Here is a 14,140-nt window from a genome sequence, read left to right as displayed (position 1 = left end):
CGTCGGTTGAGCTCCAGGGATCCGCTGCACACGGCGGCCGACGCTCTGATAGGACGCGACCAGGACCTGGAACGCATCTCCGCCTTTCTCGCCCGTCCGTACTCCGGTGGGGCCCTGCTGATGTCCGGGGAACCGGGCGTGGGCAAGACGGTGCTGCTCGACGCCCTCGCCGAGTCCGCGGCCGACATCGGTGCCCGCGTGCTGCGCGTCGCGGGCGTGCAGTTCGAAGCCGACATCAGCTACGCGGCCCTGAACCAGGCTCTCCTTCCGCTCACGGGCACCATCGAGGACCTCGGCAGCACACACCGGGAAGCCCTGCACATCGCCCTCGGCCTCGGTGCCGGGCAGCCTCCCGAACGGCTCGTGGTCTTCAACGCGGCGTTGGCCGCGCTGCGGGCCGCGGCCACCGAGCAGCCGGTTCTCATCGTCGTCGACGACCTGCCCTGGGTGGACCGGGTGAGCGCTGCGGTCTTCGGGTTCATCGCCCGACGGCTTTCCGGTACGCGCATCAGGTTCATCGCGACGATGCGCTCCGGCGCCGGTGGCTTCTTCGAGAGCGGTGGTCTGCCGACCTACGAACTTCCGCCCCTGGACGCCGAGTCGGCCGGCCACCTGGTCGACTCGCGTTTTCCCCGGCTCGGCCGCCAGATACGGCGCCGCGTACTGAACGCGGCCCAGGGCAACCCTCTGGCTCTGCTCGAACTGCCCAACGCCCTTCCGGCGGACCGGCCCGCCGCCCTGGAGGCCGTTCCCACCGTTCTGCCGCTCGGCCAACGCCTGCAGTCCCTCTACGTCTCCCGTATCCGCAACTTGCCGCAGAACACGCAGAATCTCCTGCTGCTGGCCACGCTGGACGGCAGCGGAGACCTGGGCGTGCTGCACGCCTCCGCGCGCGCCATGGAACACGACGCCGGCCTGGAGGACCTGGTCCCCGCCGAACAGGATCAGCTCGTCCACGTGGACCGCGGAACCCGGCACCTGGTCTTCCGGCATCCGCTGATTCGCTCGGCCGTGGTCGAGGCCTCCACCAGCAGCAGCCGTCGGGCGGCCCACAGCGTCCTGGCGCGGGTACTGAGCCACCGGCCCGAATCCCGCGCCTGGCACCTCGGAGAAGCGACGCTCGAACCGGACGAGCAGGTGGCCGCGCTGCTGGAAGAAGCGGCGCACAGCATTGCGGGCCGTGGCGACGCGGTGGCCGCCATCGCATCGCTGACCCGGGCCGCTGACCTCAGCCCGCTGGGTCTGGACCGTGCCCGGAGACTGGCGGAGGCCGCGTACCTCGGGGCCGAGGCGACCGGAGCGCTGCACAGTGCCTCGGAACTGTTGGAGAACGCCCGGCAGGCGGCTCCGGAGCACAGCACCTCGCTCCGTTTCGCCGCCGCCACGGTGCAACTGCTGCTCAACAGCGACGGCGACGTGAGCACCTCCCACCGCATTCTCGTGGGCGCCATCGAGGAGGGCACCCACGGTTACGACGCCGACAACGCCGCGCTCATCGACGCACTGCATCTCCTCTCCCTGCTGTGCATCTACGAGGGAACACAGGAGTTGTGGGGCTGCTTCCGCACCTTCCTGTCGCGGGTGCGACCGGAACCACCGGCCCTGCTCGACGTCCTCGGCCAGTTGTACGCGGACCCCGCCCACGTCGGACCGGCGACGCTGCGCCGCCTCGATCGCATCGTCGGCGACGCGGTGCGGGAGAGCGACCCCGCCCGGATCGTGCGCATCGGAACCGTCGCCGTACCCTCGGATCGCCTCGCCGCGGTCCGTGAACCGTCGCTGCGGGTGCTCCGGCAGGGCCGCACCGGGGGCCCGGCCCGCCGGCACCTGGGCGTGCTGCTGCACCTGGCCCTGGGCGCCTATCATGCGGGCAACTGGAGCGAGGCCGCGGAGCTGTCGGACGAGGGACTCGGGCTGTGCGAGGAGTCGGGATACTCCTTCTTCGCCTGGTACTTCCAGTACAGCAAGGGCCTGGTGGCGGCGTCCCGGGGAGATGTCGACACCGCCCACACGCTGGCCGACCGGATGTACGACTGGGCCGCGCCGCGCGGACTGCGGGCGATCATCGACTATGCCGAGCAGGTTCGTGCGCTGGCCCATCTCGCGGCGGGAGACCACGAGGAGTCCTTCCGGCACGCCGTCACGGTGGGCGCCGCGGGTGAACTCGCGCACTCGCAGGTGGCCTGCCGGCTGTTCTTCGACTTCGTCGAGTCGGCGCTGCGGTGCGACCGCGGACAGGAAGCGGCTGAACACGTGGGCGCAGTGCGCGCGTCGAGCGTCGAAGCACTCTCTCCCCGCCTGGCGCTTTTGGCGCGGGGCGCCGCCGCGCTCGTGGAGCAGGACGACGACACAGCGGCGCGACTGTTCGAGGAGGCCGTGTCCCTGCCGGGCGCTGCCGCCTTTCCTTTCGACAGGGCGCGCGTGCAACTGGCGCAGGGAGAGCGGCTGCGCCGGGCCGGGGCGGCGGCGACCGCGTGCGAAGAGCCGCTGAGTTCCGCGCTGCACACCTTCCAGCGACTCGGAGCCCTGCCATGGAGCACGCGGGCGGAGGACGAGCTTCGTGCCGTCGGTTCGCCCGTTCCCCAGCCGGACGGCGGGGGAACGGCGGATCTCACGCCACGCGAGCGTGAGATCGCGGAACTCGCGGCTTCCGGTCTGTCGAACAAGCAGATCGCCGAGCGGTTCCTCATCTCCCACCGCACCGTCGGTGCCCACCTGTACCAGATCTACCCGAAGCTCGGCATCACCTCACGGGGAGGTCTCCGGGACGCGCTGTCCGCTCAGGACGGTGGCAGGTCCGGCTGACCGGGCACAGGGCAGGCAGCCGGACCGGCCGGGAGAGCGGCCGGACGGTGTGACGGGGCCGGTCGTCAGCGCCAGCCGAGCTCAGGTGCGACGTGCGTGAGGATGCTCTCGATGACGTGGGTGTTGTAGGCGACCCCGAGTTGGTTGGGCACGGTCAGCAGCAGGGTGTCGGCTGCGGCGACCGCCTCGTCCCCGGCGAGCTGTTTCACGAGGACATCGGGCTCGGCCGCGTAGGACCGGCCGAAGATGCTCCGCGTATGGGCGTCGATGTAGCCGATCTGGTCCTCGGAATCGCGGTTCTGGCCGAAGTAGGCGCGGTCGCGGTCGTCGGTCAGCGCGAAGATGCTGCGGCTCACGGACACGCGGGGACGCCGGGTGTGGCCGGCGGCGCGCCAGGCCTCGTGGTACGCCTCGATCTGCTTGCGCTGCTGGACGTGGAGCGGTTCGCCGCTCTCGTCGTCCTTGAGCGTCGAGCTCTGGAGGTTCATGCCCAGCCCGGCGGCCCAGGTGGCGGTGGCGTTCGAGCCGGACCCCCACCAGATCCGGTCGCGCAGTCCGGCGGAGTGGGGCTCGATCCGGAGCTTGCCCGGCGGATTGGCGAACATGGGGTTGGGGTTGGGTTCCGCGATGCCTTCGCCCTTGAGCACGTCGAGCAGTGTCTCGGTGTGCGCGCGGGCCATGTCGGCGTCCGACTGCCCCGGCGCCGGACGGTGGCCGAAGTACTTCCAGCCGTCGATCACCTGCTCCGGGGATCCCCGGCTGAGGCCGAGCTGGAGTCGACCGCCCGAGATCAGGTCGGCCGCGCCCGCGTCCTCGGCCATGTACAGCGGGTTCTCGTAGCGCATGTCGATGACCCCGGTGCCGATCTCGATCCGGCTGGTGCGCGCACCGATGGCGGCGAGCAGCGGGAACGGCGAGGCCTGCTGCCGAGCGAAGTGATGGACCCGGAAGTAGGCACCGTCGGCCCCCAGCTCTTCCGCTGCGACGGCGAGGTCGATCGCCTGGAGCAGGGAGTCGGCCGCGGAGCGTGTCTGAGAGTGCGGGGACGGCGTCCAGTGTCCGAAGGACAGGAACCCGATCTTTTTCATACCGCTTTCAACAATCGGCGGCATGATTCATTCCATGGGGCGGAGCCGACCGCGAGAGGCGGAACGGCGGTGCGCGGGCTCCTTGCGCCGGTCAGTCGGACGACGGATGCGCGGCGCGTGCGCGCTCGTCCACGCTGGATCCGTTGTCCCGAACGTCCCCTCGACGTCGAGCCGGCCGGTCCGCGCGACGCACCGCTCCCGCGGACGGCCGTGTCAGCAGAACCAGCCAAGGCCCGTCCCGTGCGACGGCCGGACCACGGAGGCGGTCTCCATCGTGCACACGCCCGCAGACGGCCGCGCGGCCATGCGCTGCGAACCCTCCCTCGTACCGGGGATGCTGCACACCTTCCTCGTCGTCGCAGGGACCGAGGACCTCGGAGAGGCGGCGAACAGCCTGGGGATCGGCGTGCCCGAACTGGGCAGACAGCTCCAGCGTCTTGAGTACCTGCTCGATGTCACGGTGCTCGAACGGACCGCACAGAAAGTGCGCCTCACACCGGCGGGCGCACTGCTCGTGCCGCATGCCGAACGGGTACTGGAGCAGAACCGAATCCTGCTGCGGGCCGTGCGCTCCGCCGCCGGTGGCGGAACGACGCTGACCGTCGCCGTCTCCCTGCCCGTCGCGCCCGGTGGTCTGATGGACGAGGCAGTGCGCTGCTTCCGGGCGGGCCACGAGAACGTCCGTCTGTCGGTGATCGACCTCGGTGGCCGGGAGGAGTCGGCTGTCCTCGCCGACGGTGGCGCCGACGTCGTCCTCACCACGGCCGAGCCGGCCCCGGACCGGTGCGCGTGCGTGTCCGAGGTGCTGGTCGAAGAGGACACCGACGCGCTCCCTCACCCGGGGCGGCCCTGGGGGCGGCCGAGCGGGTTCTACCGCCTGCTGAGGATCGTCCACCGTGGTGACGACGACTCCCGCGCGGTGACCGGTTTCGTCACCGCCTGCCGGACGGCAGCGCGCGGGCTCGCCGTCGCGCGCCCCGACGTGTGGCGGCTGCCTCCGCAGCCACGGGACGAGCAGGCCCACCTCATCGGCGCGCCGGTCCCGCCACGCGGAGGAGGCCGGAAGAAGACGGCCTCACCCGGCCGGATGCGCTGAGACGAGGCCCGCTGCGCCGACGGACCGACGTCCTCGGAAACCGCTGCCGGACGGTCCCGGCGGAGCGGCGTGACCGGCCCCGTCCGGTGACAGTACGGCGCAGGCCGGGGACGTCCCGGCGAGAAGTACGCCGTCGCGCCGTGCGGTCACCGATCAGATGTCGATCTTGCCGATGACGGTGTCGGTGATCTCGGCGAGGAGGGTGATCTGGCCGGGGGAGAGGTGGTCGAGGAAGAGGCGCCGGACGTCCTCGACGTGCCGGGGCGCGGCGTTCGTGATGGCTTCGCGGCCGGCCGGGGTGACGATGACGTACGCCCCGCGTCCGTCATCGGCGCATTCCTCGCGGTCGGTGAGGCCGCGCTTGGCCATGCGCGCGATGTGATGAGACACCCTGCTCTTCTCCCAGCCGAGCACCTTGGCGAGTTCGAGGATGCGCAGCCGGCCCTTGGGGGTGCGGGTCAGCTCGGCCAGCACGGAGTAGTCGGTCGCGGACAGCCCGAACTCGCTCTGCAGGGTCCGGCCGGCCTGGTTCACCAACAGGTCGTGCATCCGCAGCATGCCACGCCACGCCCGCTCCTCGACCGGGCTGAGCCAGGGGGGTGAATCATTCATCTGTCCACTGTATGAGAAAGATGATGCTTCCACCATCGCCTCGCGCCGCCCCGGCGCCGGGCTCAGCCCGTCAGCGGACCAGCGGGGCGAGTGCCCGCCACTCGGCCAGCGGCAGTCCGCGGTCGGCGCTGATGGCGTGCAGGGCGACGTGTGTGGCCCCGGCGTCGAAGTGGGCCCGGACACGCGTGCCGATGGCGTCCGGATCGCCCCAGGCGACCACGGCGTCGATGAGGCGGTCGCTTCCTCCGTGGGCGAGGTCGTCCTCGGTGAAGCCCTGACGCTTCAGGCTGTTGGCGTAGTGGCCCATCGCGATGAAGGGTGCGAGGAAACCACGGGCGGTGTCCCGGGCGCGCGCCGGATCGCTCTCGACGACGACGGCCTGGTACGGGGCGAGCAGCGGGCCGCGGCCCAGCGTCTGTCGCGCAGTGGCGGTGAACTCCGGCGTGACGAGGAAGGGGTGTGTGCCGGCGCTGCGCCGGCCGGCGAGTTCGGTCAGTTTCGGGCCCATGGCGGCGATCAGGCGCTCGTCGGCCGGTACCGGTTCGGGTGCCTGGTCGAGCCGGTCCAGATAGGTGTTGAGGGCGGCCAGCGGACGGTAGACGCCGCCGGCCTGCCGCGCGGCGGCGGAGTCGCTGACCCCCAGGCCGAGGAGCAGGCGGTGGCCGTGGTCCCGGCGCAGCCGGGCGTGACCCGCGGCCATGTCGTCGGCCGGGTGGCGCCAGATGCTGAGGACGCCGGTGACGACTGCGGCGTTCTCCGTAGCGCGCAGCAGCCGCTCCGCGTCACCGAGGATGTCACCGCCGCCGAGCCCGGGGATCCACAGTGCCCCCCAGCCCTGCTGGTCGAGTTCGGCGGCCGCCTCGTGGATCTCCACGGGGTCGGGGTGCAGCCGCAACTCGGGGCTCCAGATACCTACTCGGCCGATGTTCATGGTCATGTTCCTCTGCCGTTGCGCGGGATGGGGCTGGGATTCGGTGGGCGCCGCCGCCCCGCTCCGCCGACCTGCCGTCCGTTCCCTTCGGCGCGCATCACCCTCACATCAAATGGGTGACGAGTCAACTAAATGGGGAGGGTGATGGCAGGTTTCGGGTCAAGGTTCCAGGGGGCGGCGGCGGGCTGGGACCGCTACTTGCCGGTGGCGGCGTCCAGGTTGTTGAGGATGCCGAGCTGAGCGAACATCACGGTGCCGGACGGGTAGCAGTTGAAGGACTCGATCTTGCCGTCGCGGACCCGGAACACGTCGCAACAGGGGACCTTGACCGTCTTCCCGGTGGGCGCGATGGTGCCCGTCGCCGTCTCCAGCGGGCCGTTGTGGGTGCCGTTCAGGGACAGCTCCACGATGACGATGTCGCCCTGGACGTAGACGTCGTACAGCTCCCGGTGCATGTCGGGGAAGGCCTTCGCGTAGGCCGCCACGGGCTGGGCGACGTCCTTGCCGCGGTAGGTGACGCCTATGGACATGTCCGTGAACGTGCCCTCCTCGGTGAAACAGTCGATCCAGCCGGGGAGGTCCTGGACCTCGGCCACCTGGTAGGCGCTCCGGATGAACTGCTCGTTGGCGTTGTCGGACATGTGAACCCTCGTCTCTTGGCGTGCGAATACCCGGAACGGCGCCATGTGTGACGGCCCGTCGTGACGAGCCTAGAAGCAAGGTATGTGATACGTCAACTTTTATGCCGGGCCTCAGCACCCCGTGCCAACCGCCCGTCTGCGTAAGCCCTGTTCATCTCGGCCGGGGCCGCGAGGTGACGTCACCCCAGCAGGCGCGCCTGCCAGGCGTGCCAGTCGATCAGCTCGCTCTCGCTGCCCGCGGGAACCAACTCGTACGTGGAACACAGCCAGCCCCGTACCTCATGCAGATCTGCCTGGAAGGTCGCGCGGCCGTCGGGTCGGTCGAGTGTGCAGCAGAGGCGCAGTTCGATGCTGATGGCGTACGGATCGTCAACGCTGTAGCGGAAGCTGCAGTCGACCTCGACGGGCTCTTTCCAGAGGAACAGGCGCTGCACAGTCGTGGGCGCGTACCGAAGACCCCCCGGACCGACAGGGACCGGGGGGTCTTTGACGCTTCTCGTCGCGGGGTCAGTCCTGCGACTGCATGCCGTCCGTCGGAGCAAGGAGCACGGCGATGCGGCTGTTGTGAGCGACCGCGTCGCTGACCCGAGGGTTGAGCAGGGCGGCCAGAGAACCACGGTGGTGCGGGCTGACCACCAGCAGATCCGCCCCGAAGTCCTCGGTGGCCGCGGAGATCTCCTGTGCCACCTGTTGGCTCAGGCCGCGCCTCAACTCGCCCTGGGCATCGACCCCCATGCCAAGCAGGACCGCGATGGCGTCGTCCACGACGTTCTGCGCGGTGTCGTCGTCCTCCAGCCGTACCGCGGTGTCTGCGGCGATCATGGTGGTGGCGACGTGCAGCACCCGTACGTGAGCACCGGTCATCCGGGCCAGCTCCCCGGTCAGCCGTACGGCGGGATCGTGAGCCTTACCGGGCTCGACGGCAACCAGGATGCGCTGGAACACGTCGGTCCTCCTTCTCTGGTTCTCTGGTGGTTTTGGTTTCTCCGGGCGGCTCGGCCGTCACACGGGCACCGGAAGCCGATCCGAGAAGGACACACATGTGAGTCTCACACCTACGTGTGTCATCGATGCGCCCGGCCCGCTTCCCGCAGAGCCGGCCCCAGTTCACGGCGCGAGCTGATGCCCAGGCGCGGGAACATCTTGTACAGGTGAGAGGCGACCGTACGAGGGGAGATCCGCAGCTGCTCCGCGATCTCCCGGTTGGACAGGCCGTCGGCCGCGAACCGGGCCACGCGCCACTCATGAGCGGACAGCGAGAACGCCTCGGGCGCCGTGGCGGCCTCGGGCTGTGTGCGCACGCTCTCGCCGATGGCGCGCAGCTCCAGGCGGGCCCGGTGCCACCACGGCACGGCCTGGAGACGGGCGAACTCGTCGTAGGCGTAACGCAATTGGCTGCGCGCCGCCGCCGTCTCGCGGCGCCGCCGCAACCACGAGCCGTAGTCCAGCGCGAAACCGGCGCGGTCGAGAAGCCGGGGGGACGCCATGGCCGACTCGTGGGCCGCACGGAACAGTTCGGGGGCGTCGTCGGCGTCCTGGTGGGCCGCGAGAACGGCCCGGCCGTGCCGTACGAGCAGCATCGCACCGGGGGAGAGGGAACCGACATCGACGCGTTCGGCCTCCGCGACCCACGCGTGGGCCGCTCGCAGGTCCCCTCGGTCCAGCGCGGCCCGCAGCACCTCCACGTACGCGCGCCGCGCGACACCGCTGCGGGCCGGGCCGGCGGCGGACAGCAGCGGCAGCGCCTCCGCCCCGCCGGCGGCCCGGCCTTCGCCCCTGGCCAGCAGGAAGGCGGCGTACTCGACCACCTCCTGGTGGTGCACCGAGCCCTGCGCGCGTGCCCAACGGCCGATGACGTCCATCAGTGCCTCGGCCTCGGCCCGCTTGCCCTGGAACACGCTGATGAGCAGCAGGTGCGACCGCAGGGCGATGCCGTGCCGCGTCAGGCCCTCGTCGTCCGCCTCCTGGATCCACCCCGGCACCGTGTCGGCGAGTTCCGCCCACAGGCCCACCGCCATCAGATGTTCCGCCCGCAGGGCCCGGCAGTGGTGGAGTTCGGCCCGCCCGTTCTCGTCCGCGCGCCGCAGCGCGGCGCTGGCGAGCTGGACGGCCAGCGCCCCGTCCTCGATCCGGCTCGCGGCCTCGGCGAGCCAGACGAGTTCCTGAAGACCGAAGGAGTCCGGTTCCCGGGCCATCGTCTCGGACACGCCCCGCAGCCCCCGCCGGATCGAGGCCAGCCGGCCCATCGGGTCGAGGTGGGCACTGACGGCGAGACCCAGCGCCCCGCCGGTCGCGCCCCGGTCCTCCAGCCAGCGCCACGCCGCGCGAACGGGCTCGGGACGACGGGTCAGCATGCTGACCGTCGCCAGGCGGAAGACCGCCCAGTCGCGCCCGTCGACCCCGAGTACGGGGCCGCTCACCAGGGCGTCGGCCAGCGGCGAGCTGCCGCCGCCGGTGAGGAGGGGGCGGTCGGCACCGCTGTCGAAACCGGCGCAGGCCCGCACCAGCGCGACGGTGCGCGCGAGTGTGGCGTCGCCGTCGGTGTCCACGTCCCCGACCAGGGCAAGCGCCAGGCCCGGCTGTCCGCAACGCGCCGCCGTGGCGGCGGCGGCCGCGAGCCGGCGCGCCCGCTCACCGGGCCGTGTGCAGAGATCCGCCGCCTGCCGCAGCGACCGTACCGCGGAGATCCAGGCGCCCTTCGCCAGAGCCGTCCGGGCCAGCGCGTCCAGCCGGTCGAGCCGGTCGCCGTCGGCGAACGCCTCCTCAAGTGCCCCCGCGGCTCCGCTGGACCGGGCGTCCTCGTAGGCCATCCAGAGGTCCTGCGCCCGTGACCGGGCGGACGCGGACGCCGTGGAGTACGCCAGACAGCGGTGGACACGCGAGGTGAAGCGCGGGCGGTGGTCGCCGGTGACGAGCCCGGCCGCCTCGGCGGGGCCGAGGGCCTCGGGGTACTCCTCGACGTGCTCCGCCAGCCACGCGACGCCGGCCGCCGTCGAGGCGTCGTTGCCGGTGGCGAGGGCGGCGAGCAACGCCCGCGTGTCATCGGGCAGTTCACGAAAGCGCGGACCCAGATCCGCGGTCAGCGCGGGGCCCGCGGGCAGCGGGTCGGGCAGCGCCGCCCGGCCCTCCCGCTGATCCGGGGTCAACGCCTTCGGCAGATCGATGAGGGCGCGGGGGTTGCCCTCCGCGGTGTGCAGCACGGCCGCCCGTACCGAGGGCGTCAGCCGAGGGTGGTGGTCGGTGAGCAGGAGGCGCGCGGAGTCCTCGTCCAGCCCGGCGAGTCGGACGCGGGTCGCCTCCCAGTCCGTGAAGGGCCCCGGCTCATGTCCCGTGCCGGGAGCGTCGGCGTCCGCCGCGCAGACCAGTGCCATCCGGGTGCCCGCCAGCCGGTTGGAGAGGTAGGTGAGCGCCCCAAGGGCGGACTGGTCCATCCATCGGCAGTCGTCCGCCGTCACCAGCAGCGGACGCTGCCGGGCGAGGGACACCAGGCCCTGCCGAAGCGCCGCGTAGGTGAGCAGCCCATTCTGCGGACAGGCGCCGTCGGCGACGGACCACCGCAGCACGGCACGGAGCGCGCCGGGCAGACAGTCGTGCTGGTCGAGAACCGGGCGGGCGAGTGCGGCGAGGGCGGGTGAGGCGGACGCGTGGCCGTCGTCGGCGCCGGACAGGCGCAGGACCCGCCAGCCGGAAGCAGCCGCTCGGTCGGCCGTCCGGCGCAGCAGGGTGGACTTGCCGGTCCCCGCGCGTCCCCGGACGACGACCGCGCGGCCGGCGCCCTCCAGGCTGCCCGCGAGGGCCTTGTCCAGAGCGCGGAGTTCATCGCTGCGACCACGCACATGCGTGGGAGGTGTGCCGTGTGGCGGATTCGGGACCATGGGCGACCTCCGGTGCGTGCGAACCTGGCCCCTCCTGCCGCTGCTCCGGGGACAACGCACGGGTCCCGACGCCGCGGGCGCCGGAATGCCGACCGCACGGGTACGGGCAAGGGGGTCATGTTCAACGTACGGATCGGGAGTTGTGCCCATGTAGGTCGTTTGTCTGCGCATCGAAAGATAGGTCGGATAGGTCGTCAGGCAGGTCAGACAGCTCGGGCAGGTCATGGACGAGCTGCCCCGGCGCCGGTCACGCGGGGTGGGTCACGAGGGGGCGGGGCGTCGCGCGGGTCCCTCGCGCAGCACGTCGGTGATCTCGGCCAGCAGGGCGACCTGGTGGGGCGTGAGGTGGTCGAGGAAGAGCCGGCGCACGTCGTCGACATGATGCGGTGCGGCGGCCTCGATCGCCGCGCAACCGGCCTGTGTCACCCGGACGTGCACTCCGCGTCGGTCGGACGAGCAGCCTTCGCGGTCCACCAGGCCCCGTCGTGCCATGCGCGCCAGATGGTGGGAGACCCGGCTCTTCTCCCAGCCGAGCTCCTCGGCCAGCTCCACGACGCGCAGTCGGAGGCCGGGCGCCCGTGTCAGTTCGGCCAGCACCGCGTAGTCGGCGGCCGACAGGCCGAACCGGCTCTGCAGGGGGCGTCCGGTCCGTGTGACCAGGAGTTCGAACACGCCCAGCATCCCCCGCCACGCCCGCTCTTCCGTTCCGGTGAGCCAGCGGGGCATTTCGGCGGTCATGGCCCCTCCATTAGTTGATGCGTCACATATGTGTTCGTGGGTCCGTTGCCGCGCAGCACGTGTGCCCGGGGTGTTCCGCTACCGGGCCGTCCTGCGGATGCCCGCCGGGACCAGGGCACTCAGCAGCACCGCGACCGCGCCGACGGTGAAGGCGGCGACGGTTCCCCGGTGGTCGGTGAGCAGGCCGCCGACGAACGATCCGACGGCGAGGAAGGTCTGTGACGCGGTGACGAGCAGTGCCAGAGCGGCGTCCGTGGCCTGCGGGTACAGCCGCATCACCCGTGCCTGGGCGATCAGGGGGACGGCACCGAAGGACGCACCCCACACGAGGACGAGGGCGACGACGGCGGCCGCCGAACCCGTGACGGTGAGCAGCAGGACCGCGGTGGCGAGGACGAGGGTGGTGCCGACCGCGATGACGTGCGGGGAACGGCCGACGACGAGACCGACGAAGAAGTTGCCCGCCAGCCCGGCCAGTCCGTAGCCCAGCAGTACGGCGGTGACGGCGTCGGGCCCGAAGTGGGCGTGCTGCTGGAGGTAGGGGGTGATGAAGGTGTACGCGGTGAAGTGCCCGAAGAAGACGAGGGCGGTGGTCAGCAGGGCGAGCGAGACGGCTGGCGTCCGCAGGGCGTTGCCGAGCGTGGCCGGGCGCACCGCCCCGGTGGGCCGCAGGGCGGGCAGGACGAGGGTGAGGAACAGCAGGGCGAGAGCCGCCGCGACGGCGGCGATGACGAAGACGGTGCGCCATCCGGCGAGGTGACCCACGAAGGCGCCGAGCGGGAGACTGATGACGGTCCCCGCCGAGATGCCCGCTGTGATGAGCGAGGCCGCCCGGTCCGCGTCGGCGGAGGGCACGAGCCGGCTGCCGACTCCGGCCCCCATGGCCCAGAAGCCGCCGACACCGAGGCCCAGGAGCAGGCGTGCCGCGATCATGACCACTATGTCGGGCGCCAGCGCGGCCAGGACGTCGGAGACCGTGATCAGGGCGGCCAGGGCGAGCAGCACGTGCCGGCGGTCGAGCCGGCCCGACGCCATCGTCAGGAGCGGCGCGGCGACCGCCGCGGCCAGGCCGGGAACGACGACGAGCAGTCCCGCGGTGCCGGTGTTCACGTCGAGGCTGTCGCCGATGGCGGGCAGCAGGCCGACGGGCAGGAACTCCGAGAGCACCAGGACGAACGACACCGCGGCGACGGAGGCCACGGCCGGCCGGCCGCCCCGGCCGCGCCGCGCACGTGCCGCGGGCGCGCTCTGCGGTGCTGGAACGGTCGGCGTGGGACGCCTGCTCATGACTCTCCTCGTGTGATGGTGTGTGGCCCTCGCCGGGGCCGGATCAGGAGCCACGTGCATGGCCCGAAGAGCCGGCGGGGGGCCGCGGCGGAGTGCCGCGGCCCCGTGCCGTGTGTGCTGCGGTTGGGCGGGTCTCAGATCTGGTTGGCGCCGCCGTCGATGAAGATCTCGGTGCCGGTGATGAAGCTGGACTGGGGGGTGGCGAGGAAGAGGGCGAGGTCGGCGACTTCTTCGGGGCGTCCCATGCGGCCGAGGGGGACGGTGGCGGCGAGGGTGTCGCGCAGCTGCGCGGCTTGCTCGTCGTCGGGGGCGAGGCCGTCGATGCCGGGGGTGTGGATGGGTCCGGGGGCGATGGTGTTGACGCGGATGTTGCGGGAGCGCAGTTCGTTGGCCCAGGTGCGCGAGAGGGCGCGGATGGCGGCCTTGGAGGCGCCGTAGACGCCGAAGGCCTCGTTGCCGACGCTCGCGGCGGTGGAGCCGGTCAGGATGATGGAGGCGTGGTCGGTGAGGTGCGGGAGGGCCTTCTGGACCGTGAAGAGGGTGCCCTTGACGTTGGTGTTGAAGGTGGTGTCGAAGTGTTCCTCGGTGACGTTCTCCAGGGTGGCGAACTCGCCGCCGCCGGCATTGGCGAAGAGGACGTCGACGGAGTGTCCGGCCTGGGCGATGGTGGCGTAGAGCCGGTCGAGGCTGTCCAGGTCGGCGCTGTCGGCCTGTACGGGGGTGACGTTGGCCCCGATCTGCTCGGCGGCCCGGTCCAGGGCCTCCTTGCGGCGTCCGGTGATGTAGACGTGCGCGCCTTCCTGGGCGAAGCGCCGGGCCGCGGCCAGTCCGATTCCGCTGGTGCCGCCGGTGACCACTGCCGTCTTGCCGTCCAGCTGTCCCATGGTGTGCTCCTGAGTGCTCGCGGAGGTGGCGGAGTCCGCTGACCCGCCATCCGTTCCGTTCAACGTTCAATCACCATAGAGCCGAGTAGGTGACGCGTCAACTATATAGATGAGATGTCATCTATGTGGTGCCCTCTACGAGGTGTCATCTATGCGGTGTCGTCGGCCACCTCGCAGCAGGAC

At 71.5% G+C, this 14,140-nt stretch carries 12 protein-coding genes; 2 read left to right on the top strand and 10 right to left on the bottom strand.

Annotated features, from left to right (window positions below; translation table 11 throughout):
* Window positions 1-6: 6 nt before the first annotated feature.
* Window positions 7-2,805 carry a LuxR family transcriptional regulator gene (locus tag J3486_RS08160; RefSeq protein WP_207819469.1) on the top strand — a complete coding sequence of 933 codons (2,799 nt, stop codon included), beginning with the start codon at window positions 7-9 and terminating at the stop codon, window positions 2,803-2,805.
* Window positions 2,806-2,870: 65 nt separating this feature from the next.
* On the opposite strand, the gene J3486_RS08155 is transcribed toward J3486_RS08160, so the two are convergent.
* On the bottom strand, window positions 2,871-3,893 hold the full coding sequence (locus J3486_RS08155) for an LLM class flavin-dependent oxidoreductase (RefSeq protein ID WP_207819468.1): 1,023 nt from the start codon (window positions 3,891-3,893) through the stop codon (window positions 2,871-2,873).
* 274 nt (window positions 3,894-4,167) lie between these two features.
* On the opposite strand from J3486_RS08155, the gene J3486_RS08150 reads away from it, so the two are divergent.
* On the top strand, window positions 4,168-4,989 hold the full coding sequence (locus J3486_RS08150; RefSeq protein WP_207819467.1) for a LysR family transcriptional regulator: 822 nt from the start codon (window positions 4,168-4,170) through the stop codon (window positions 4,987-4,989).
* A gap of 153 nt (window positions 4,990-5,142) precedes the next feature.
* On the opposite strand, the gene J3486_RS08145 is transcribed toward J3486_RS08150, so the two are convergent.
* From J3486_RS08145 to J3486_RS08105, 9 genes are all read right to left on the bottom strand, one after another.
* Window positions 5,143-5,601, bottom strand: a complete 459-nt coding sequence (locus J3486_RS08145; RefSeq protein ID WP_207819466.1) for a MarR family winged helix-turn-helix transcriptional regulator — start codon at window positions 5,599-5,601, stop codon at window positions 5,143-5,145.
* 70 nt (window positions 5,602-5,671) lie between these two features.
* A complete protein-coding gene (locus J3486_RS08140) occupies window positions 5,672-6,532 on the bottom strand; it encodes a TIGR03620 family F420-dependent LLM class oxidoreductase (protein ID WP_207819465.1) in 861 nt (286 codons plus the stop codon).
* Window positions 6,533-6,726: 194 nt separating this feature from the next.
* Window positions 6,727-7,173 (bottom strand): nuclear transport factor 2 family protein, encoded by a 447-nt coding sequence (locus J3486_RS08135; protein WP_207819464.1) that lies wholly within the window; start codon window positions 7,171-7,173, stop codon window positions 6,727-6,729.
* A gap of 179 nt (window positions 7,174-7,352) precedes the next feature.
* A complete protein-coding gene (locus J3486_RS08130; RefSeq protein WP_207819463.1) occupies window positions 7,353-7,607 on the bottom strand; it encodes an SsgA family sporulation/cell division regulator in 255 nt (84 codons plus the stop codon).
* 73 nt (window positions 7,608-7,680) lie between these two features.
* Window positions 7,681-8,118 carry a universal stress protein gene (locus tag J3486_RS08125; protein ID WP_207819462.1) on the bottom strand — a complete coding sequence of 146 codons (438 nt, stop codon included), beginning with the start codon at window positions 8,116-8,118 and terminating at the stop codon, window positions 7,681-7,683.
* Between the two features lie 119 nt (window positions 8,119-8,237).
* The gene (locus tag J3486_RS08120) at window positions 8,238-11,009 is read right to left on the bottom strand and encodes an AAA family ATPase (protein ID WP_207819461.1); all 2,772 of its coding nucleotides are present in this window, start codon (window positions 11,007-11,009) and stop codon (window positions 8,238-8,240) included.
* A gap of 300 nt (window positions 11,010-11,309) precedes the next feature.
* Window positions 11,310-11,720 carry a MarR family winged helix-turn-helix transcriptional regulator gene (locus J3486_RS08115; protein WP_374194707.1) on the bottom strand — a complete coding sequence of 137 codons (411 nt, stop codon included), beginning with the start codon at window positions 11,718-11,720 and terminating at the stop codon, window positions 11,310-11,312.
* A gap of 144 nt (window positions 11,721-11,864) precedes the next feature.
* A complete protein-coding gene (locus J3486_RS08110) occupies window positions 11,865-13,073 on the bottom strand; it encodes an MFS transporter (RefSeq protein ID WP_229377678.1) in 1,209 nt (402 codons plus the stop codon).
* Window positions 13,074-13,207: 134 nt separating this feature from the next.
* Entirely contained in the window at window positions 13,208-13,957 is a 750-nt protein-coding gene (locus tag J3486_RS08105; RefSeq protein ID WP_207819460.1) for an SDR family NAD(P)-dependent oxidoreductase, read from the bottom strand.
* Window positions 13,958-14,140: the final 183 nt, after the last annotated feature.

Origin of the sequence: Streptomyces sp. VRA16 Mangrove soil (assembly GCF_017377775.1) — a bacterium.
In the GTDB taxonomy this organism is placed as follows: domain Bacteria; phylum Actinomycetota; class Actinomycetes; order Streptomycetales; family Streptomycetaceae; genus Streptomyces.
The sequence above is the reverse complement of the archived record's forward strand: the minus strand, read 5'-3'. Positions and strand labels throughout refer to the sequence as shown.

Excerpts from the sequence above, each read along its gene's own strand:
- J3486_RS08155 (WP_207819468.1), bottom strand. The coding sequence starts at position 3,893 with ATGAAAAAGATCGGGTTCCTGTCCTTCGGACACTGGACGCCGTCCCCG.
- J3486_RS08145 (WP_207819466.1), bottom strand. The coding sequence starts at position 5,601 with ATGAATGATTCACCCCCCTGGCTCAGCCCGGTCGAGGAGCGGGCGTGG.
- J3486_RS08140 (WP_207819465.1), bottom strand. The coding sequence starts at position 6,532 with ATGAACATCGGCCGAGTAGGTATCTGGAGCCCCGAGTTGCGGCTGCAC.
- J3486_RS08135 (WP_207819464.1), bottom strand. The coding sequence starts at position 7,173 with ATGTCCGACAACGCCAACGAGCAGTTCATCCGGAGCGCCTACCAGGTG.
- J3486_RS08110 (WP_229377678.1), bottom strand. The coding sequence starts at position 13,073 with ATGAGCAGGCGTCCCACGCCGACCGTTCCAGCACCGCAGAGCGCGCCC.
- J3486_RS08105 (WP_207819460.1), bottom strand. The coding sequence starts at position 13,957 with ATGGGACAGCTGGACGGCAAGACGGCAGTGGTCACCGGCGGCACCAGC.